This window comes from Clostridium pasteurianum, assembly GCF_001705235.1.
Taxonomy (GTDB): domain Bacteria; phylum Bacillota; class Clostridia; order Clostridiales; family Clostridiaceae; genus Clostridium_S; species Clostridium_S pasteurianum_A.
Genome location: NZ_MCGV01000001.1, coordinates 1,402,445 through 1,423,360 on the forward strand (window position 1 = coordinate 1,402,445; position 20,916 = coordinate 1,423,360).

The window sequence follows — 20,916 nt, forward strand, 5'->3', positions numbered from 1 at the left end:
TTCACTCCCTCACTTTAAAAACCGCATTTATTTTAAATACTTTCTCTGCTGGTAATTTTAGTATTTCCTCAATTTTAAGAGTGGCCTTAAGTTCTTCTAAAAATTCTTCAATTTTTTTTTCTGATTTTGCTGTTATAGTAAACCAAACATTATAATAGTTATCGCGTTCATAATTGTGAGTAACTCCTTCATATCTATTTATAATTTTAACAACTTCATCTAAATTTTCCTCTAAAACTCTTAGTGCACACAATACAGTATGATATCCTAATTTTTTAGAATCAAATATTCCTCCTATTCTTCTTATAAGACCATTGTTCTTAAGCTCTTTAAGAATCTGTATCACTGTTTCTTCAGTTATATTAAGTTTCTTTCCAATTTCTAAAAACGGTCTCTCAGTTAGAGGAAATTCAGTTTGAAGCATATTTAAAATTCGAACTTTTTTTTCATCCATTAATTTTGTTCTCCTCATACTCATTATAAATACACCATGTGTCAGAAGCCATAATATCTCCATTACTATAAAAAGCTGCACGCGCTCTACAACCACCACATTTATTTTTATATTTACAAGTGCCACACTTTCCTCCATACTCCATTGTTCTAAGCTTTTTTAAAATAGGGCTTTTCCTCCATATTTCTCCAAACGATTTCTGCTTTACATTTCCAGCAGAAAAATTCAAATATGCACAAGGCTGAACATTTCCTGTAGGGCTAATAATACAATATTTTATTCCTGCAAGACATCCCTTCTTAAACCTAGTCTCAATATTATTTTGCTCTGCAATTCTTACAAATTGAGGAGCACAAGTAGGCTTTATTTCTATATTTCCCTGTGTTTGCTTTAACATTATATCCTTAATTAGATTTTCATAATCATCCTTGCTTAAAATTTGCTCTTCAAGATTTGCTCCTCTACCCGTTGGCACTAAAAAAAACACATGATGAGCTGAAGCTCCTAAATTCACTCCAAAATCAGTTATATCTTTTACTTCATCTTTATTCCATTTCATTACTGTTGTGTTTATTTGAAATGAAATACCAGCCTTTTTCAAATTTTCTATTCCTATAATAGTATTTTCCCACGCTCCAGAATAATTTCTAAAACTATCATGCTTTTTTGCCTTTAGACTATCTAGGCTTATCCCTGCACGCATAACTCCTGCTTTTTTTAGCTTCTGTGCTGCCTCTAATGTTATGAGAGTTCCATTGCTACCTATAACACATCTTAAGCCAATTTTTGACGCATAGCCTATCAATTCGTAAATATCCTCTCTAAGTAAAGGTTCTCCTCCAGAGAAAATCATTATTTTAAATCCTGCCTTTGATATATCATCTATAAGCTTTTTTCCCTCAGTTGTACTAAGTTCTCCCTCTGCCATCTTTCCAGAATCTCTATAACAATGCTCACAATGCATATTACACTTATTAGTAGTATTCCAAGATATAATCATACTAAATCACCTCAAATCAATCCTTCATTTTCAAAAACACCTATTTCATTATTTGTTAAATAGCACGCTGGATCTGACGCCCAAAAATCCCCTGTAACAGCTTCTGCTCTTGCTCTAAAATTCCCATTGCATATAGAAAGCCATTTGCACTTTCCACATCTTCCTCTTAATAGTTTCTTCCTATTTTTAAGTCCTTTAAGAATGGAATTTGAATAATCAGTCCAAATATCTTTGAATTTCTTATCTTTAACATTTCCAAAGGTGTGGTTTGGTGTAAATTGATCAGGATGTACATTTCCTCTATAATCAACATTTGCAATAGCTATGCCAGAACGATTTCCTCCATTTATTTCAAGAAGCTTAAGAATATCATTTTCTTTACCCTTAAATTTATCCTTTGCTTTTAAGTAAAGATAAACAGCATCTGCGTGATTATCCACTGTCAATATTTCTACTTTATTTCCGAGCTCAAGAGTTTTGTCCATAATTAAATCCATCGCTGCTCTGGCTTCTTTATTAGATATGTCTTTATTAATCATTAAACTTCCTCTTCCTGAATATACAAGATGATAAAAACACACCCTATCAATTTTTTCTTCTTTAATTAATTTAAATATTTTTGCAATTTCTTCGTAATTATATTGACTTATAGTAAATCTTAATCCAACCTTTTGTCCCACATCTTTGCAATTTCTAATTCCTTCAATTGCTTTTTCATAAGCTCCATTTTTCCCTCTAAAGCTATCATTTTTTTCTCCTATGCCATCAATACTTATGCCAACATAACTTACACCAACTTTTTTTATTTTTTTAGCAGTTTCCTTATCTATAAGTGTTCCATTTGTTGAAAGCGTGCTTCTTATATTATTTTTTTTTGCAAATTCTATAAGTTCAAATATATCCTTTCTTATTAAGGGTTCTCCTCCTGAAAATATTATTACAGGAACTTTAAACTCACTTAAGTCTGCAATTAAGCTATATGCATCCTCTGTTGAAAGTTCATCCTTATAGTTTTTTCCATCAGAACCAGCATAACAATGCTTACATCTTAAATTACAAGTTTTTGTACAATTAAAAACCACAACAGGTCCTAAATTACTTGTAGTTCCATTTTTCTGATTTTTTGCTTCTTTTACATATCTTAATTTATCTCCGTAACTCTCACTTGAACATAAAAGTTTAGATATTCCTATCATATACTAACTCCTTAGTTTTAAATAAATTTTCTGTAAAGTATATTTACAAAGCTTTGAAATTATTCTTTAATGCATCCCGTATTTACTACTTCCTCTAATACTTTTACTCTACAGATAAACCACCCTTTGGAGATTATTAAAACAAAAGCATTGATTTAAGTTAATTCTAAATCAATGCTTTTACTCTCTAATTTTTAGATCAAACTATATATACCTTTTCCTCTAATTATTATAAAGCCTTCTTATGCAATACCATAATTGCCTAAATAAAAAGCCTAAATTGCACAGTTAGCATTAGCTGAACAATTTAGGTTTTGATTTACTTTATATCTTCTACAAATATGTTACACTCTTCACTCCACATTTCACCTGGCTTGATTGTGGTAAAACCAGAGATGCTCTTGTCCATTTTTACGTTTGGAGAGTTTATAATCGATGATTGAGGTTCTATACATACATATTTTTTATCCCCCATATCATTCCATACTACAAGATATTTATAGCTATCACCCATTTTATAAACTACTCTTAACTTCTTTGAAACATCCTCAATAAAGGCACCCTTAAAGTCTTTTCCGTTAACCTTAATATTTTTCAAAGAATAAAGTGATTCTATTGGATGACATGATGGCACAATACCATCTTCTACATATTTTCTCTGTTCATCATTAAGTTCTAAACTTTCTTCTGTAGGAAGTTTTCTTCCGTCTTGAGGCCAATATTTATCCACAGATACCTTAAGCCTATAGTCCCCTACTTTTCCATCCTCACAAAATGGAACATTAAAAGGAGTATGGTATCCAACTGATACTGGCATTTCCTCACTGCTCAAATTTTTAACACTTGTTATCTGCTTTAAACCATTCTTAGAAAGCTCATATGACAATTTGAATAGAAACTTATGATTAAAGTATTTATAAAATTTATGTTTTTCAGTAAATGCAAACTCAACTTCTACTACTACTTTATCATCAAAAATTTGCTTTTTAGTTAATTCCCATTTTTCGCTCTTGATAAAACCATGTAAATAATTATTATTTTTAGGCTCATTTATTGGAAACTTATATACTTTTTCGCCTAATTTAAAAGTACCATCCTCTATTCTATTTGGAGGAAACAATACTGGAAGTCCATATACTTGAGGTCTTTTTCTGAAATCTGTAAGACTTAAATCTTCTAAAGGAGTTCTTAATATACTGACTTTTTTATCAATATTTTTAAGCTCTACTACATTTCCACCTACATCAGGCACAATAATAGCTTCATACCCTCCTGCTGAAAACTTTACAGCCCAATTGTTTTTCCAAGAAATTTCTTTTATATATGAATTTTGATTCAAACTTTTCATCTCCACACTCATCATAACGTAAGGCATCTAAAAAAAGATGCCTAAGACTAATTTTATTACCTCAAAAGTTACATAACTGTTTTTACAGCTTCCTTTATTCCAAGTTTATCAATATTCTTTAAGTTTTTAGTTACTGCTTCTGTTAATCCTTCTACTTTATTTAAATCCATTTTCCAGTTCTTTTCATATCCTAATACAGTCTTAACTATATTTTCGTATCCTGCATCACTACCATCAAATTTTGACCATAATTCTTTATATAAATCTAATACATCCTGATTATCTGATAATTTAATGTCTTCATTTCCTCTTTTACCTTTATAGAACTCTATTAAAGCTGCTAATGAGAATACAAGTTTCTTTGGAAGTACTCCCTTTCTCTTTTTGTACTCTAATAATGATGGTAAATCTCTAGTTTCAAACTTTGACATAGAATTTAATGCTATGCTCATAAGATAATGTTTTACAAATGGGTTTGTAAATCTTTCAAGTACAGCTCCTGCAAAGTATTTAAGTTCATCTTCTGGTAAATCTAGTGTTGGTATTATTTCATCATATACTGTTTCATGTAAGTATTTTCCCATTACCTTATCTGCAACTGATTCTCCAACTGTATCCAATCCATAAAGATAAGCTACTGGAACAAGTGATGTATGTGCACCATTTAATATTCTAACTTTTCTAGTTCTATATGGTGTAACATCCTTAACGATTTTTACATTTAATCCTGCTTTTTCAAATGGAAGTTCATTTCCTATCCATGCTGGTCCTTCGATTACCCATAAGTGGAAGTACTCTCCTACATCAACTAAATTGTCTTCATATCCTAATTCTTTAAGTACTTCATCTATAGTATCTCTTGGATATCCTGGAACAATTCTATCTACTAATGAACAGCAGAAAGTATTTGCTTCCTTTAACCAAGTAGTAAATTCTAAGCCAAGGTTCCAAAGTTCTGCATACTTGAATATAATTTTTTCAAGTTTTTCACCATTTCTATCAATAAGTTCACATGGGATGATAATAAATCCTTTGTTTTTATCACCTTTAAAGAACTTGAATCTTCTATATAATAATGTTGTTAATTTAGCTGGATAACTGCTTGGACATTTACTATCATCAAGCTTATCATTTTCATCAAAAGCTATTCCTGCTTCAGTAGTATTTGAAACAACAAATCTCATTTCTGGATTTTCTGCAAGCTTTAAGTATTCATCATAATTTGAATATGGATTTATACCTCTACTTACACTTTCAATTACTTCATGCTCTTTAATAGGTTTTCCGTCTTTTACTCCCTGTAAATATAGTGTATAAAGTCCATCTTGTTCATTAAGTTTATCTACTAATCCTCCAGCTAAAGGTTGAACTATTACTACACTACTGTTAAAACCAGCTTCTTTATTCATTTTATTTATTTGCCAATCTACAAATGCTCTTAAAAAATTTCCTTCTCCAAATTGTATAACTCTTTCTGGATATTTTTTATATCCTTTAAAATTACTCCTATTTAATTTCATAACTTCTTCCTCCACCTTATATTCTATATTGTTAACGTGTTCGAAATATGAGATGGCATTCTAACGTCAATAATTCTAATTTATAGTAAAAATGTATTGATTACTTTGATATAACATTTCGAACACGTAAACATCAAATTTTATAAAAAGACTTTAATTTTATTACTCATACTCATTTTAAAAGCTACATTCTGAGTTTCAGGTGAAGTTTAAAAACTTTCACCTAAAATCAAATGCATATTAAATCGTTAAATACCGGCTTTATAACACTTGAGTTTATTAAGTAATATCAATATGTATAAATATTATAAGCAGTATTTTTAACGCATTAGCTCTCTATTTTTTTTACAGAATCTCTTATAATAAGTTCTGTACCTATGTAAATTTTCTTTGCTTCAAATTCGGAATCTTTTATAAGCTCAAACATTTTATTAGCTCCAACTATACCAATTTGCATTGATTGTTTCCTTATTGTTGTAAGCGCAGGTGTCACATATTCACAAAATATACTTCCATCAAATCCAACAAGAGAAATATCATCTGGGACTTTTAGTCCACTCATTGCAACAGCCTTAATAGCACCTACAGCCATATCATCATTAGAACAAAAAACAGCAGTAGGTCTATCATCTAGTTCAAGTAACTCTTTCATAGCTGAAAATCCACTTTCAACATCATAATTTCCACTCTTAAAATATTTGTTTTGAATTTGCATTTTATTATCTACTAAAGCATTTATAAAACCATACTTTCTGTGTACAGATGATTTAAAGCCTTCTTTACCCTCTATAATTGCTATTTTCTTGTGTCCATTCTTGATCAAATATTCTGTGGCAGCATATGCTCCCTCTTTTTCAGCAGAAACTATATTTATAATATTTTTTTCTTCTATTTCTCTATTTAAAACTACCAAAGGTATTTCCTTGTTCATTACATCATATATAAAGGGATTATCACTTTCACTTTGACTTACTAATATTATTCCATCAAATCTTTTTCTGGTTATGTATTTAAAATCACCGCAATTATCAATTCCTTTTATAACTAAATTATAATTTTGTTCTACTACACTGCTAACCCCATCTACAATTTCATGAAAGAAACTCGGGGATGTACCTTTACTAATACTCGAAAAAAAGAGTCCTATATTATAAGATTTATTTAGAACTAAGCTTTTAGCATTATAATTTGGCACATAATTAAATTTTTTTGCTATTTCCAAAATTCTCTTTTTTGTATCTTCGTTTATAACAGGACTATTGTTCAAAGCCCTTGAAACGGTAGTATGAGAAACATTGGCTATCTTAGCAATATCCTTAATTGTAACACTCATTTTTTTAACACACCCTTCAAGTAACAATATTGACAATTTCATAATAACACAATAAGCCCTAAATAAACTACTTTCTTTTAGTATTTTTAAAAATCAATATAGCTGCATAAAGTCTTGTTAACGTTGTCAAGTCTTTATGATATCATTATAACTCAGTATTTATAAAATATCAATAGTTTTTGTTCACGTTAACAGAAACTATTGATATTTTATTATATAGTATTAAGCTTTTGCGTTCCTTGCCTTTAATTCACCTATTATCTTAGAGAATTTAGTATCTGAAAGATTATATACAAGACCTATCATAATTGCTGCTACTCCAGCTGCACATGCAGGATATAAAAGTAATAATCCTTTTATTCCAAGTAAAGTATGTGAGCTTTGATGTGCATTTGCAACATAACCTACTAAAGTCAAACCAAATCCAGCTGTACTTCCTGCTATAGCCTGAGCAATTTTTCTTGATAAGTTGAATACTGAATAAGTAATACCTTCTCTTCTTTCACCATTTTTCCATTCACCATAATCAATTGTATCTGAAACAAATGCCCATGTAACGCCATTTGCTATACTTAATGACATGAAGGAAATAGTTGCAAGTATTATAAACGCAATAAAATGTGGTCCTGGTATTAAGAAATTAACAGCATCAGAAGCAGCACTTATTAAAAATACCACAACTGCTGTTTTCTTTTTTCCAAATATTTTAACTAATTTAGGAAGAAATGAAACTCCAATGACAGAACATCCTATTGTAAAAAAGTTTACGTATGATACCAAATTTGCATTTTTCAAATTATATTTGCAGTAATATACAACTATTTGTGTTTTTATATTATAAGCTGATATCGAAAACAATGTCATAAGAATCAAGGCAAGTAACGCTCTATTATGAAATATAGCATTTACAATTGTATGAATTGTTATCTTTTCTTCTTTTTTAGGATCATGAACAACAATTTCTGTTGTATTCTTATAAGTAGTATAAAATGATACTACTCCAATGCATCCCATAACTGCAGTAACTATTACATATGCAATTCTACCACTACCAAATAAACTTATAAGAGGCATAAATACTACACCTGTTATTAATAGTGCACCAGATGAACCTATTTGTCTGAAAGTAGATAAAGCTGTTCTATCTTGTACATCTTGAGTAATAACTGAACCAAGTGAACCATATGGAACGTTAGTAAATGAGTATAATACACCCCATAGCATATATGTTACGTATGCAAATGCTAACTTAGAACCAGCTGTCTTACCAGGGTTAGTAAAAGTTATAACTGTCATTATAGCAAGTAATATACTGGATATAAACATTGTAGATTTAAATTTTCCATTTTTACCTGGCTTTTTTGAATCTATTATAGTTCCAGCTATTGGATCCATAATGGCATCAAATAGTTTAGTTACTAAGAATATACTTCCTGCTGCAGCTGATGCTATTCCAACAACATCCGTATAAAATTGTAGCAAATATGCCTGACCCAAATCAAACATAAAACCATTGCCAAAGTCGCCCAACCCGTATGATATCTTTTCTTTTAAGGTTAATTTTTTCACAAATTTCACTCCCATTTTAATTATATATGTTGTTATTATTGCATAAATGTAAGCCTTTCCTGTAAAACTAGAAATACGCCTTTTAAATTGTCAAAAAATAAAATCCTATTACATAATAAGATTTTAATACTATAATAAACAGCATAATTATCTTTTTATAATGGGACTATTGTTTAATTTGCTTAAAATAGTTGGCTCATTTCAAGCAAAAATAAACATTAATCCCACAGTAAACTTAATTTATAAAAATAACTTTAGGCTCATAAACAATTATAATCCCATATTAAAATAATTGTTAGCATTGTTAAAGCATATATCTTTAACCATCTTTCCAAGTAACTCCATGTCATCTGGGAATTCACCATTTTCTACCCATTTTCCAATTAAGTCACATAGTATTCTTCTGAAATAGTCATGTCTTGTATATGATAAGAAGCTTCTTGAATCTGTAAGCATTCCAATAAATGTACTAAATGCTCCTAAATTAGCAAGTGTTTTCATTTGTTCTACCATTCCATCTCTATGATCATTAAACCACCAAGCGGCTCCTAATTGAATTTTTCCAAAAGCTTTAGTTCCCTGGAAACATCCAAGTAAAGTTCCAAGAACAAAGTTATCATTAGGATTCAAGCTATATAGTATAGTTTTAGGAAGTGCTTCTTCCCTTTCAAGAGAATTAAGAAGATTTGAAAGAGGTCCTGCAACACTAGAATCATTAACAGAATCGAATCCTGTATCTGGACCCATTTTGTCATACATTCTACCATTATTATCTCTCTGTGCATTTATGTGAAGTTCCATTGCCCATCCACGTTTTGCATATTCTTTTCCTAAGAATTTCATAGTATATGTTTTAAATTTAGTCTCATCTTCAAAACTTACTTTTTCACCTTTTAAGCCTTTTTTAAATATCTTGTCCACTTCTTCTTCAGATGCTTCTAAATATGGTACATAATCTAAAGCATGATCAGAAACTCTTCCTCCAACTGAATGGAAAAATTCTATTCTGCTCTTAAGAGCTTCTAAAAACTCACTATAGTTATCTACAGTCTTGCCTGAAACCTTTGCTAATTTTTTAACCCATGATGGGAATTCTTCTTTTTCAATTCTTAATGCTTTATCAGGTCTAAATGCTGGAAGTACCTTTACATCAAAACTTTTATCTTCCTTAAGCTTTAAATGATATTCAAGAGAATCTATAGGATCATCTGTTGTACATACTGCTTTAACATTAGAATTTTTAATGATTTCTCTTACTGTAAGTCCATCATTTAAAACTTTATTTGCCTTTTCCCATATTGCAGGAGCATTTTTCTGGTTTATTACTTCATGTATATTAAAATACTTTTGAAGCTCTAAATGAGACCAGTGATATAATGGATTTCCTATAGCTGTTTCAAGAGCTTTAACAAATGCTAAAAACTTCTCATAATCAGAAGAATCACCAGTTATATATTTTTCATCTATTCCGCAGCTTCTCATAAGTCTCCACTTATAGTGGTCCCCATAAAGCCATACTTCTGTTATATTTTTAAACTTCTTATTTTCGCATATTTCCTTAGGGCTTATATGACAGTGATAGTCTATTATTGGCATATCTTTAGCATAATCATTATAGAGCTTTTCTGCTGTTTTATTTGACAGCATAAATTTTTCATCCATAAACTTTTTCATCTAATTTCCCCTTCTCGTATAAATATTTTATAAACCTGTTAACGTTGTCAGGTTATTACATTATTATTATAGTCTCACATATTTAAAATATCAACATCTTTTTGCAAACGTGAACAAAAAAAATAGAATCATATGCGAATTATTAAAAGTTTAGCCCTATATAAACTTTCAATTCAGATTTTCGGTAGCAACGCGAAAGAAAATCTTCCTTGCCTTTACCCCCTATGCGAAGTAACAGTATTTTAGAAACGATTTAAATAAAACTCAATAAGCCTTTGCCTCAAATTATAAAAAGACTTAGATGTTTCAATTTGTCTGAGCTTCTTTTCAGCGAGTTATTGAAAGTTTAGCTCTATATAAACTTTCAATTCAGATTTTCGGTAGCAACGCGAAAGAAAATCTTCCTTGCCTTTATCCTCTATGCGAAATAAAAGTATTTTAGAAACGATTTAAATAGAACTTAATAAGACTTTGCTCTAAATAATGAAAATACTTAGTAATTTTAATTTGTCTGAGCTTCTTTTCAGCGAGTTATTAAAATTTCTTAGTATTTTCATTATTTGGAGCTTAGTCTTATAAGTTCTATTTAATGTTTTAAAATACTTTTATTTCGCATGATGCTTTCCAGCTTTCTTTAGGCTTTAAGCTCTTGAATCCAGACACACTATTATCCAATTTTACATTTGGAGCATTTATTATACATGATTGTGGCTCAATACAAGCATAACCTTTATCACCCATGTCATTCCACAACATCATATATTTGTACTCTTCTCCCATTTCATAAACAACTCTTATCTTTTCTTTAACATTTTCAATAATCGCTCCTCTAAAATTCTTTCCATCTATATTTGAATTTTCAAGAGAATAAATATCATCCACTGGCTGCTCTAAGGGTTTAATACCATCACTTAAATAATGACTTTCCACAGAATTAAGATTACAGCTTTCACCTGTTGGCAAACTTCTTTCATTTAACCTCCACTTTTTATTGACAGAGGCTATCAGTCTATAATCATCCTTGCTGCTATCTTTCTTAAATGGAATATTAAAAGCGGTATGATATCCAACACATATAGGTATATTTTCATCACTTAAATTAGTAATACTTGTAGTCTGCTCTAGTCCATATTCTGATAATTTATATTCTATTATAAATGAATATTCATGAGGAAAATATTTATAATACTTATGACTCTTAGTAAAATCAAATTCAGCTGTTATTACAACTTTATTTTGTAATATCTCCTTCCTTACTACATTCCATCTATCACTTTTTATAAATCCATGTATATAATTATTCTTATCCGGTTCATTTATGGGAAACTTATATATCCTGTTTTCAAATTTAAAAGTACCATCCTCTATTCTATTGGGAGGAAATAATACAGGCAACCCATAAACCTGAGGTAATCCTCTAAATTCCTCAAAACTCACGTCTTCCTTTGGCGTTCTAAGTAAATCTACTCCTTTAGGATTATACTTTAATTGTATTATATTTGCACCAACTTTCGGAACAATTACTGCCTCATATCCTCCTGACATAAAACGTATACAATTGTGATCTTTCCATTTTATATTCTCTATTTTCTGAGTATGGCTTACACAATTATTCAATCTTGTCATCTCCAATTTATGATAGTTTTTTATTAAGATTATATAGTTCTTTAAGAGCCTGTACATTTTCTGTACCTAAATAGAATTCTATAAGCTTACGCTCAAGAGGCACAATTATTTTTTCTTCTCTTGAAGATATCATAAAATATTCGTCTTTAATTTTCGATACTTTCCTATTATCTTTGGAAGAAATATATATATCCATTAACTTCGATAATATATCCTCTATTAAACAATCACAATTAAACTTTTTTGCATATGTTAGAGCTTTAGAATATAGTTCTTCCGCTTTTGTTGTATTATGAAGTTTTGCATATAGTTCGCCTAGATTTAAATATATTTCTGATAAGCATTTACTATCTTGATTCAAATTATTTATATTCGCATTTATGATATTTAAAGTTTCTTTTGTTTTCACCATATTATCCATATGTAAATAATTTTCTGCTAGGTTAATCAATATTGTTACATAATTTGAGGTATCATCTTTATCAATATTATCTGCTAAATTAATCAATATTTTTAAACTTCTTTCATATTCATTAAGTTCTACTAAACAAATAGCTTCTTGCAGTAATACCTCATAATACTTTTTAGTATCTATTTTTTTTATTGCTTTTTCAATTTTCTTGCATCCATATAAGGTTTTATTATATTCTTTCAATTTAAAGTAACATAGAGCACTATTAAAAGTAAAAATGCAATAGTATTTTTTGCTCATATTAGTAAAATGGTTTAAAGCAAAATCACAGTTCTTTATATCTTCTTCATACTTTCCAATATAATAATAAACCATTGATAACTTTCTTAAAATAGATATAAGATTTTCTTTACATGTGGTTGTATCAATTAAAGCTTTAGCTTTTTCATAATATATTGCACTATTATAAAAATCATTTGCACTACAATAATAATCTCCAGCTATATCAAAGATAAAGATTTTTTTATTTCTAATATCCCAACTAGCCAAAAATTCTTCTGCTTCACTAAGTTTATGCTCAAACGTACCATCTTTATATATACTTAAATCTGTAAGTCCTTCAATGTATCTATCAATTATTTTATTAGCTTGGGAAACTTCACTTTCCATTAAATAATCTATATTTTCATTAACTTTTATGTTCTTGTTATGGCATATTTTTTTTAGATTCTTTAACATAATTTTAGCAGCATTTTGGGTGAGATTTGCCTTACCATTCTCTATTTGACTTATAAGATTTCTAGTTATGTCATTTCCTGCCAGTTGTTCTTGATTCAGACTATACTTTTTTCTTAAGTTTTTAATTTTATTGCCAATAGGCAGTACTTCATAACTTCCCATGTAAATTCTCCCTTTTGTTTAATTACTGTAACATTCCTTTTTTACCTTATTATAGCATTGAATTTATATAGTGTTAATAGTTTTATAAAAATACTTCATATTTTAGATATATCAAAAAACTTTGAAATAAAAATTGAAATATAAAAAAGCACCCACTAAAATAATAAAAATCGACTTAAAATTTTAGTGAATGCTTTAAATTTTATTTTTCCATGAAAACTACACAGAACTTCATTATTTGGTGCGGATAACAGGATTCGAACCTGCACGGCTAAGCCACTAATACCTGAAACTAAGATATTAATTATACTATCATAGAGTCCCTATTCTAGCGACTTGCACTAATATTATCCGTAATATTACACATTAGAATTAACACTTATCTATAGTGTATATATTTGTTTCAAGAAAGTCAATAATCCTACCATCCATTTTGTACACTAATTACTTTCCAACAACTTATCCCATTGCTATCTGTTGCAGTTAATTTTATTTGTCCATATGTTACACCTTTTAAAGTTACTGAATTACTTGTAGTACCTTGTTTTGTTGCTTTATTAGTATCGCTTACAGTGAAATTAAAACTTTCTGTTGGAGTTGTTCCATCTGAATTTAAAACTGTCCATGTGCCTGTATTACCTACTTTTAAGACCGTAGAACCGTTCAATGTATAACTTGCTGTTGGAGTTGATGATATTACAGTTATACTTACTGTTGCAGTATGATTATTATATGCTACTGTTATTGTTACACTACCTGCCTTTACAGCGGTTACAAGTCCACTTGTAGAAATTGTGGCAATAGTAGTATCACTTGAAGTGTATGTAAATGTTGCATTATTTATAGCAGTTCCATCTTCTGTTACACTAGCAGTTAATTGTTGTGTACTACCTACCGATAAATTAGGAATAGAAGAAGGTGTTACAGTTACAACATAAGTATGAGTTGCCACCGTATGTATAGGAATTTCCCCCTTTTCATCATCACCATTTATAAATCCATCTACTTTACAATTTAATTTCAATATTCCTGTGATAGTTCTATCTATTGCAATTACCTTCCAAGCATATCCAAACTTAATCATTCTATCATTTAAATTAATTAAATTAGTATAATTATTACTCTGTACTGTAATGTACACCTGTCCATCTGCTAATTGCATATACGTTGTACTTGCAGTATCAAATACCTTTGTGTCTACAAATATAGGAGTAACCTTTAATGTATCTCCACACCAATAGTTTAAATAAAAAGGACATTCCCTTATAACATAAATACTATATACATTATTTATGCTTTGATTCAAGGTGATTACAATATATGTAATATTATTATAAGAAATCATATCACCCTGCTTAAGTGGCATAGTAGTATAAAAATATTTAGTGTCAATTTCCTTTGCCTTATCATCTATCTCCTTAAATATGCCACTTACTTTAGTAGTAGAATTATTTAAAATACAACTCTTACCGCTTCTTTTAAGTAAAGCATTAAATTGATTTAATTGAGTATTCATACTATCGCCTACCCTTTGTAAACAATAAAGAAACATTTGAAAAATCCTCTGTTGTATCTGTGGTAGGAATAGTTGCTATTCTGCTTTTAATATCTTGTATTCTGCTCTGCAAAACTTTATATGCTTCACTTGTTGAAAGTCCAGTAGTATCATCAGAAACTTTTCTCATTAAATCTACATCATTTGCAACTGCTTCTAAAACATCAACTACTGTAAGTAATAAATTTCTCTGCATTGTGGCTTTAACATAATTATCTGTAGAGGTTAAATTATTTTCTGATAAATACATTGTATATGTATCATCTTCAAAATAATCTTTATTATTTAATTCTATTTTTAAACGTTCTAACACTGTCATCATTGCCATATTATCATACTTCCTTTCTTATTTATTTAATTTTGAGCATAAAAAAAGTGCCATTTAAGGCACATCTTTATAAATTCAATATTATTTTGCTTATTTATTTGGAATATCTTCAATTATGTCTTTAAATGATTTATATTCTTTATCCATATCCATATTAAGACCATCATCAAACTTACATACTACCTCTAAAGGTTTATTTTCTTCACTGATTTTTTGAAGTGAAGATATATCACTTTCTAATAATTTAATCATATCAGTTATATTATGATATTCATTATCAATACATGAGTGGAAAGCACTTTCAGAAGATAAATCCATCGATAATGTATACTCTTCTTTTTTAAAATCATTTTTATGTTGTACTTCTAAAAATATTCTAAATGATATACTAATAGAAAATATAATTTTATAATTTCCAATACTTGCAGTTCTATTTTCTAAATTCCCTACAAAATTATTTTCCTCATAACTTGATTTTACACTAAACCCTTTAGATTTAAAATATTCTTTGAACTCATCTAACAATTTTTGTTTCATTTTATCTTTTAAATCATTTATTTTAGTTTCAGAATAATAATTACTTTCTAATACATCAAATTCCAATTGTAACTTATTAAATCTCTTTTTCAATTCATCTGTCTTTGATTCTCTTTTTATAATATCATCAAAATCCATACTTATTTCCTCCACAACTTAATTTTTTTAAAATTGTTCAAAACCCTTTAAAATAATATAATCACCACAATTCTTACAATTAACTCTTATTTCATTTAATGTTTTATCTACATCAATATCATCTAAATCATTAATATCATCTAAATCCCCACTTAAATCATGGTCAATTTCTATATCACTTATAGAAAAATCATTGTCATTTAATTTATCATATATATATGAATGTTTTCCAATATCTTGTGGTGTTAATTCGACCACTTTTCCACAATGCTCACATATTACTTGTATTTTCATAACTTTCATCTCCAATATTTTATTTATTGTTACCAGTATTCCACAACTAAATCCAAAATCCTCCTAATATATAGAATATTTTATAAAATTCAAATTTTTCTGTGGGGAAAAAATTAATTAACTATAGAAATGAACTGTAAAATGGGGTAATTGCCATTGTATTTTTATAATTTTTTATAAAAAAAGAAGGTCACTATAAACCCTCTTCATAATTTTTTATTAATTTATAGAAATATTTCTTTTATAAGTTCAAATTCATATATACATCGTTCAAATCATCTTGAGTAATACCTAAATATTTCTTTGTATTTGCAATACTAGAGTGATTTAATGCTTCCATAATTAATGCAAGTGATACTCCACTTTTATACGCCCAGTATCCCCATGTTTTTCGCATAGAATGTGTTGAAATTGGTTCTTTTAATCCTATTGCCTCTCCTGCATTACTTAATATAAACGCCGCCTGTTGTCTTGTAATTGGTTTACTCTCACCTTTACTTGTCTTTCTGCTTTGTATTAAATAATCATTCATATCATAATCATAAGAGTTCAAATATTCTTTTATTGCCTTCTCTAAGTTCTTTGTTATTGGAAATTTTTTATACTTACCTGTCTTTTGCTCATGTAATACAATAAACTCTTTTGGTTTTTTACCGTTCCATACATCTAATATTTTCAACTTTAATATATCACTTATTCTTAATGCACTAGATATTCCTACCATGAACATTAAATAATCTCTTAAACTATGTGATTTCAAATATGCTTTCATCAATTCTATTTGTTTTTTATCCCTAATTGGACTAACAGTATTCATAATTATTACCTTCTTCTCAATATTACTTAATATACTTATATTATACATTATGTCATATTCAAAATCAAGTATTTTATAAAAATTCTGTTAGCCATTTATTCAAGCCATTTCTTATATTACATAATGACATTGTGTCATATTCGTTTTAATAATAATTATTTAATCTATGTATAATATACACCACATCATATAATTATACATCTGCACTTCACTTATTTAATTATCACAATATTTTAATTTTTTAAAAATTTTAACTTATATTTTTAGTCCACTATAAATGGTAACAGTGCAGAAATTTCAAATCAAATAACATATGAGTATTCATTCATACGATTAACCGTAAATATATAGCACTAATTAATAATCATTATTACTTAGTTTTACAATTATTTATTACTATTTTCAACCTCGTTATCCTTTATTCCATCTGTATTAAGTTCCTTATTCTCGACACCATTATTGCTATTATTTCCTGAATTATTTCCCGTAGAACCATCTGTATTATTTTCCTTTTTCAACCTCTCTAATTCTGTACTCACATCTGTTGTTAAAGGAGATTTCTCAATTATGCTCTGCTTGCTTATTGCACCCATATTAAACTGTGTCTGTATCTCATTTAATAAATCTTGTCCATTAACAGGTCTACTATAATTAAATTCTACATCTATGTATTCATTATCACTGAATGTAACACCCAATAATCCTAACAACTTATCAAAGTATTCAAACCTTTGTTGTAATCCTCTTCTCATCCACTTTTCATTTAGCATTGCCATTACATCACTTAAACTATACAAAAGTTTTAGTGAAACTTCTGATACATTCGACACATTACTATTACCCGTTGCCACACTTGGCATATGAGCAATTATATTTAATTGTTGTTGCAACTTATCCAAATATAATTTTACTGTAGCACTATCTATTGTAGCATTTTTATAATCAAAACTTCCTGCATCTAAGTTTATCATATATCCACACGCATCACTTGGGATTGTTCCTTCAATTCTCTGTCCAATACTTACTGGCATAGGATTTAAACTTAATGTATATATACTATCAGACATTTTACTAAATATATCTTCAAATTCATCAAAAATAGGTTTTAAATCTTCAAGTAAGCTTCTACCAAAATTGTCATATTCACCTTCATCATTTGAATAATGTATAGGCAATCCACTAATATTACTTTTAGTATCTATTAATTGCAGTTCTCCGCCTTCATTGTTCCATTGCTCTACTTTATCTGTGTAATATACATTATAATAACTAACCTTATTGCTATCCATCGTATAGTATTCAATGAATCCTATATACTCACCAGTATCCTCTGAATATATTGGGTATCCATCTTCAGAATGAATTATTTTACTTACAATGTTTTTATTATTATCTATGTACACATACTCGTAAGAATCTGCATATTTAATAACATTATCCAGTATCTTAAAATCAATATTATTATAATTACCCCTCCTATATATATTTTGATATTCTTTAACTTTATTTTCTGAACCAGTTAACGATAAAGGTTTTCCTAGCAAATATGTACTATGGAAATTAAGAATTGTTTTTGCTTGATTTAATATTAATTTTTTAGTTATATATTCTTGTCCCTTCCATTTCGTATCTTCTCTTTGTGATATCTTATGCCTACCTAGCAGATATTCTATATTATTTACTACATTACTAATTCTAGTTAAATGGTTTCCCTGTTCAACTTCCTGTTCAAACCAATTACTATCACCGCCATATCTGTCTGCAATATAATCCTCTAATGTTTGCATATTATCGCCCCTTCTACTTTATTATTGTTAATAAATAAAAAATAACTGGAATCAATATTACGCTAATAATATATTTCCAGTTATCCGTACCCTTATTTTCTGAACCAATCATAAAATTTTCTAGTTTATCACTTAATTTTTCTATTGTTTCATTTAATTGCTTCATAGATGTATTAAGATTTTTCACCGTAACTTGTTGTGTCGCTGTATCTACCTTAATATCATTAATGTCCTTCTCACTACTTGTTATCCTTTGTTCATGATTATTTAATTTATCCCATATATCTTTATTTTCCATTATTCCTTCTCTCCTTTTATATAAAATTAACCCCTACTTAAAAAGTATAATAATAAGGATTTTTCAAGCTAACTATTGCTAATGCTGTAGCCATTACACTATCATCATGATTAGAACCACTAGCAGCCATTGAACCATTATCATTAATTTCAAAAACTTTCATCTCTTGAAGTACTCTTCTACTATTAATTTTTAATTGCCCTTTTGCAAATAATTCTACAAAATCGTTAATTATAATTGATTTAGTTTTATTGTTTGTATCAAAACCAATATTCCATTGCATTTTATTAAATTGGTCGTATGATTTATATTTTGTCATGTTCATATATCTAAATTCATATCGCAATCTTTCAATTACTGAATGACCTCCACTAGCTTTTTCAACTGTAATTAATGCTTTGTTATAATAAATACCAATAGCATTGATAATTTCAGCCATTTGGAAAGGTTTTAACTTGTTATTATAAAACTCTGCTACTTGTTCCCCATCTTTATTAAGAACTTCTATCACAGAATAATCTTGTCCTACTCCTTCAGATAGATCACATCCAATATAAAAGCGTTCGCCACTCTTGGCGATTTTATATATAAAAAAAGACCTGCCATAGTGATTCCTTAAAATCATTGGCAAATCTATAATATTTTCTTTCTTTATATATGTAGTTTTATTATTGATAATTGCACGTTCTACTTCATCAATTCGTTTGTTATCAAATACATTGCATCCGCTCACAATGAACGCCTGTACGGGTGTAGCTGGATATTCTTGATGAAACATATCTAATCCACTACTAGCAACTTTTAACCTTCTCCACATCAACTGTTCCATAGTAGCACCCAGTTTTAATAATTCGTTTTCTTCATCATCAAGTTCATCTACTGTAAGTAATTTATTATGTTTAGATTTATATATCTTGACTGATTTTTCATAATCCTTTTTAAAAAGAGTACTTCCACCTATCCAATTAAAGAAAAATGATTTATACGAGTTTTCATTATTTTGGGCTTGGAAATATAAATCATGAAATTCATTTAATCCGTTTGCTGTACTCTCAATAATTAATTTACCCTCTGGAGCAAGTGCTTGTGTAATTGAATTTAATTGTTTTTTTGGCATTTTCCAAAAAGAAAACTCACTTAAATGAACTAATTGTAATGTGTCACCCCTTCCGACATCCTTATTTCCTGCACAACTGCAAGTGATTTTACTTCCGTTACACATCTTTATTTCCTGGCGATTGTTTGCAATTGTTTTAGGTTTAAGCCAGCTAGGTAAACTATTAAATTGTTGTTTAAGTTTATCAAAAATTGTATTACATGATTTTTGGTCATGCGATACCAGTAAACATGCCGAATTAGGATATACAATACATTGTCTTATTGCTAGTCCAACTGTGCAAACACTTAATCCCAATTGCCTTGATTTGAGTACTATATTAAATTTGCTTAATCCTTCTACAAATTCCTTTTGCTCTGGTGTAAGAATAAACGGTACTGTTTTGGTATCTTTATTTACTATCTTAATAAAAGCACCTATCCATTCAATTTCATGACCATCTTGCCATAACCATTTTAACTTTTTAGCATTTGAAATACTTAAAGCCATTACTTACCACCACTTTTCTTTAGTGCAGGAATATCAATATTACTTAAGTAATCATCCATTTCATCCTCACCATCTTCAAAGAAGTCACTTTTAGAAAAATCTACCACCCATTTAGCAGCATTAGTATCTCCTTTTTCTATTGCTTTTGTACACATTGCATTATAAATTTCTATAATTTTAACAAATCTTTTTTGTTTCATATATTCTTTAATAGCACTTTGCACATCTTCTCTAATTAACCAGTTTTGCATTGCATTTTCAAATTCACATCCACAACAACTCTTACAATCCTTATTAAAATTTTCTTTAGTCCTATCCTTTTTAGATGTATCCACATACCATTTTATAAAAGGATATATTTTATTACTATTAACGTCTAATTTTTCCATTATTGTTTCTTTTGTTGTTCTAGATTTCATTTAATCCTCTCCCTTCTATTTATTTTGTTCCACTTTGGTGGACTAAGTTTATACGAAACTATAGCATTCTTTATACAAAAATATAATCAACCTTATATAAAACTT

The 20,916-nt window shown here is 28.8% G+C and carries 19 protein-coding genes; all 19 read right to left on the reverse strand.

All coding sequences use genetic code 11. The annotated features are described in order from the left end of the window. Position 1: 1 nt before the first annotated feature. Positions 2 to 454, reverse strand: coding sequence for a siroheme decarboxylase subunit alpha (gene ahbA, locus BEE63_RS06110; RefSeq protein ID WP_066020536.1), 453 nt, complete (start codon positions 452 to 454; stop codon positions 2 to 4). Beyond that, a complete protein-coding gene (gene nirJ2 / locus BEE63_RS06115) occupies positions 447 to 1,454 on the reverse strand; it encodes a putative heme d1 biosynthesis radical SAM protein NirJ2 (RefSeq protein ID WP_066020537.1) in 1,008 nt (335 codons plus the stop codon). The genes ahbA and nirJ2 overlap by 8 nt, the downstream gene beginning before the upstream one ends. Positions 1,455 to 1,465: 11 nt before the next feature. Further along, entirely contained in the window at positions 1,466 to 2,650 is a 1,185-nt protein-coding gene (gene nirJ1, locus BEE63_RS06120; protein WP_066020538.1) for a putative heme d1 biosynthesis radical SAM protein NirJ1, read from the reverse strand. 319 nt (positions 2,651 to 2,969) lie between these two features. Beyond that, positions 2,970 to 3,998, reverse strand: a complete 1,029-nt coding sequence (locus BEE63_RS06125; protein ID WP_066020539.1) for an aldose 1-epimerase — start codon at positions 3,996 to 3,998, stop codon at positions 2,970 to 2,972. Between the two features lie 68 nt (positions 3,999 to 4,066). Further along, positions 4,067 to 5,518, reverse strand: a complete 1,452-nt coding sequence (locus BEE63_RS06130; RefSeq protein ID WP_066020540.1) for a tagaturonate reductase — start codon at positions 5,516 to 5,518, stop codon at positions 4,067 to 4,069. Between the two features lie 328 nt (positions 5,519 to 5,846). Further along, positions 5,847 to 6,851, reverse strand: a complete 1,005-nt coding sequence (locus tag BEE63_RS06135; RefSeq protein WP_066020541.1) for a LacI family DNA-binding transcriptional regulator — start codon at positions 6,849 to 6,851, stop codon at positions 5,847 to 5,849. A gap of 222 nt (positions 6,852 to 7,073) precedes the next feature. Continuing rightward, positions 7,074 to 8,420 carry a glycoside-pentoside-hexuronide (GPH):cation symporter gene (locus tag BEE63_RS06140; RefSeq protein WP_081312478.1) on the reverse strand — a complete coding sequence of 449 codons (1,347 nt, stop codon included), beginning with the start codon at positions 8,418 to 8,420 and terminating at the stop codon, positions 7,074 to 7,076. Between the two features lie 270 nt (positions 8,421 to 8,690). Beyond that, positions 8,691 to 10,094 carry a glucuronate isomerase gene (gene uxaC / locus BEE63_RS06145; RefSeq protein WP_066020543.1) on the reverse strand — a complete coding sequence of 468 codons (1,404 nt, stop codon included), beginning with the start codon at positions 10,092 to 10,094 and terminating at the stop codon, positions 8,691 to 8,693. 594 nt (positions 10,095 to 10,688) lie between these two features. Continuing rightward, positions 10,689 to 11,720 (reverse strand): aldose 1-epimerase, encoded by a 1,032-nt coding sequence (locus tag BEE63_RS06150; RefSeq protein WP_066023180.1) that lies wholly within the window; start codon positions 11,718 to 11,720, stop codon positions 10,689 to 10,691. 7 nt (positions 11,721 to 11,727) lie between these two features. Then, positions 11,728 to 13,032, reverse strand: a complete 1,305-nt coding sequence (locus BEE63_RS06155) for a helix-turn-helix domain-containing protein (protein WP_066020544.1) — start codon at positions 13,030 to 13,032, stop codon at positions 11,728 to 11,730. A gap of 421 nt (positions 13,033 to 13,453) precedes the next feature. Continuing rightward, positions 13,454 to 14,548 carry an Ig-like domain-containing protein gene (locus BEE63_RS06160; protein ID WP_066020545.1) on the reverse strand — a complete coding sequence of 365 codons (1,095 nt, stop codon included), beginning with the start codon at positions 14,546 to 14,548 and terminating at the stop codon, positions 13,454 to 13,456. A gap of 1 nt (position 14,549) precedes the next feature. After that, a complete protein-coding gene (locus BEE63_RS06165) occupies positions 14,550 to 14,915 on the reverse strand; it encodes a hypothetical protein (RefSeq protein ID WP_242874704.1) in 366 nt (121 codons plus the stop codon). Between the two features lie 90 nt (positions 14,916 to 15,005). Beyond that, positions 15,006 to 15,590 carry a hypothetical protein gene (locus BEE63_RS06170; protein WP_066020546.1) on the reverse strand — a complete coding sequence of 195 codons (585 nt, stop codon included), beginning with the start codon at positions 15,588 to 15,590 and terminating at the stop codon, positions 15,006 to 15,008. A 27-nt stretch (positions 15,591 to 15,617) separates the two neighbouring features. After that, the gene (locus tag BEE63_RS06175; RefSeq protein ID WP_066020547.1) at positions 15,618 to 15,884 is read right to left on the reverse strand and encodes a hypothetical protein; all 267 of its coding nucleotides are present in this window, start codon (positions 15,882 to 15,884) and stop codon (positions 15,618 to 15,620) included. A 241-nt stretch (positions 15,885 to 16,125) separates the two neighbouring features. Next, positions 16,126 to 16,701 carry a site-specific integrase gene (locus BEE63_RS06180; protein ID WP_066020548.1) on the reverse strand — a complete coding sequence of 192 codons (576 nt, stop codon included), beginning with the start codon at positions 16,699 to 16,701 and terminating at the stop codon, positions 16,126 to 16,128. Between the two features lie 386 nt (positions 16,702 to 17,087). After that, positions 17,088 to 18,488: a phage portal protein gene (locus BEE63_RS06185; RefSeq protein ID WP_066020549.1), complete on the reverse strand. Its 1,401-nt coding sequence runs from the start codon at positions 18,486 to 18,488 to the stop codon at positions 17,088 to 17,090. Between the two features lie 13 nt (positions 18,489 to 18,501). Beyond that, positions 18,502 to 18,786 carry a heavy-metal-associated domain-containing protein gene (locus tag BEE63_RS06190; protein ID WP_066020550.1) on the reverse strand — a complete coding sequence of 95 codons (285 nt, stop codon included), beginning with the start codon at positions 18,784 to 18,786 and terminating at the stop codon, positions 18,502 to 18,504. 37 nt (positions 18,787 to 18,823) lie between these two features. Further along, a complete protein-coding gene (locus tag BEE63_RS06195; RefSeq protein WP_066020551.1) occupies positions 18,824 to 20,392 on the reverse strand; it encodes a terminase large subunit domain-containing protein in 1,569 nt (522 codons plus the stop codon). Beyond that, complete coding sequence (locus BEE63_RS06200) at positions 20,392 to 20,811, reverse strand: hypothetical protein (RefSeq protein ID WP_066020552.1); 420 nt, start codon at positions 20,809 to 20,811, stop codon at positions 20,392 to 20,394. Before BEE63_RS06200 ends, BEE63_RS06195 begins: the two co-directional genes overlap by 1 nt. Positions 20,812 to 20,916 lie beyond the last annotated feature (105 nt).

What these genes read in the sequence shown, in the direction of transcription:
- ahbA (WP_066020536.1), bottom strand. Translation starts at nt 454, where the DNA reads ATGGATGAAAAAAAAGTTCGAATTTTAAATATGCTTCAAACTGAATTT.
- nirJ2 (WP_066020537.1), bottom strand. Translation starts at nt 1,454, where the DNA reads ATGATTATATCTTGGAATACTACTAATAAGTGTAATATGCATTGTGAG.
- nirJ1 (WP_066020538.1), bottom strand. Translation starts at nt 2,650, where the DNA reads ATGATAGGAATATCTAAACTTTTATGTTCAAGTGAGAGTTACGGAGAT.
- BEE63_RS06125 (WP_066020539.1), bottom strand. Translation starts at nt 3,998, where the DNA reads ATGAAAAGTTTGAATCAAAATTCATATATAAAAGAAATTTCTTGGAAA.
- BEE63_RS06130 (WP_066020540.1), bottom strand. Translation starts at nt 5,518, where the DNA reads ATGAAATTAAATAGGAGTAATTTTAAAGGATATAAAAAATATCCAGAA.
- BEE63_RS06135 (WP_066020541.1), bottom strand. Translation starts at nt 6,851, where the DNA reads ATGAGTGTTACAATTAAGGATATTGCTAAGATAGCCAATGTTTCTCAT.
- uxaC (WP_066020543.1), bottom strand. Translation starts at nt 10,094, where the DNA reads ATGAAAAAGTTTATGGATGAAAAATTTATGCTGTCAAATAAAACAGCA.
- BEE63_RS06150 (WP_066023180.1), bottom strand. Translation starts at nt 11,720, where the DNA reads ATGACAAGATTGAATAATTGTGTAAGCCATACTCAGAAAATAGAGAAT.
- BEE63_RS06155 (WP_066020544.1), bottom strand. Translation starts at nt 13,032, where the DNA reads ATGGGAAGTTATGAAGTACTGCCTATTGGCAATAAAATTAAAAACTTA.
- BEE63_RS06160 (WP_066020545.1), bottom strand. Translation starts at nt 14,548, where the DNA reads ATGAATACTCAATTAAATCAATTTAATGCTTTACTTAAAAGAAGCGGT.
- BEE63_RS06165 (WP_242874704.1), bottom strand. Translation starts at nt 14,915, where the DNA reads ATGGCAATGATGACAGTGTTAGAACGTTTAAAAATAGAATTAAATAAT.
- BEE63_RS06170 (WP_066020546.1), bottom strand. Translation starts at nt 15,590, where the DNA reads ATGGATTTTGATGATATTATAAAAAGAGAATCAAAGACAGATGAATTG.
- BEE63_RS06175 (WP_066020547.1), bottom strand. Translation starts at nt 15,884, where the DNA reads ATGAAAATACAAGTAATATGTGAGCATTGTGGAAAAGTGGTCGAATTA.
- BEE63_RS06180 (WP_066020548.1), bottom strand. Translation starts at nt 16,701, where the DNA reads ATGAATACTGTTAGTCCAATTAGGGATAAAAAACAAATAGAATTGATG.
- BEE63_RS06185 (WP_066020549.1), bottom strand. Translation starts at nt 18,488, where the DNA reads ATGCAAACATTAGAGGATTATATTGCAGACAGATATGGCGGTGATAGT.
- BEE63_RS06190 (WP_066020550.1), bottom strand. Translation starts at nt 18,786, where the DNA reads ATGGAAAATAAAGATATATGGGATAAATTAAATAATCATGAACAAAGG.
- BEE63_RS06195 (WP_066020551.1), bottom strand. Translation starts at nt 20,392, where the DNA reads ATGGCTTTAAGTATTTCAAATGCTAAAAAGTTAAAATGGTTATGGCAA.
- BEE63_RS06200 (WP_066020552.1), bottom strand. Translation starts at nt 20,811, where the DNA reads ATGAAATCTAGAACAACAAAAGAAACAATAATGGAAAAATTAGACGTT.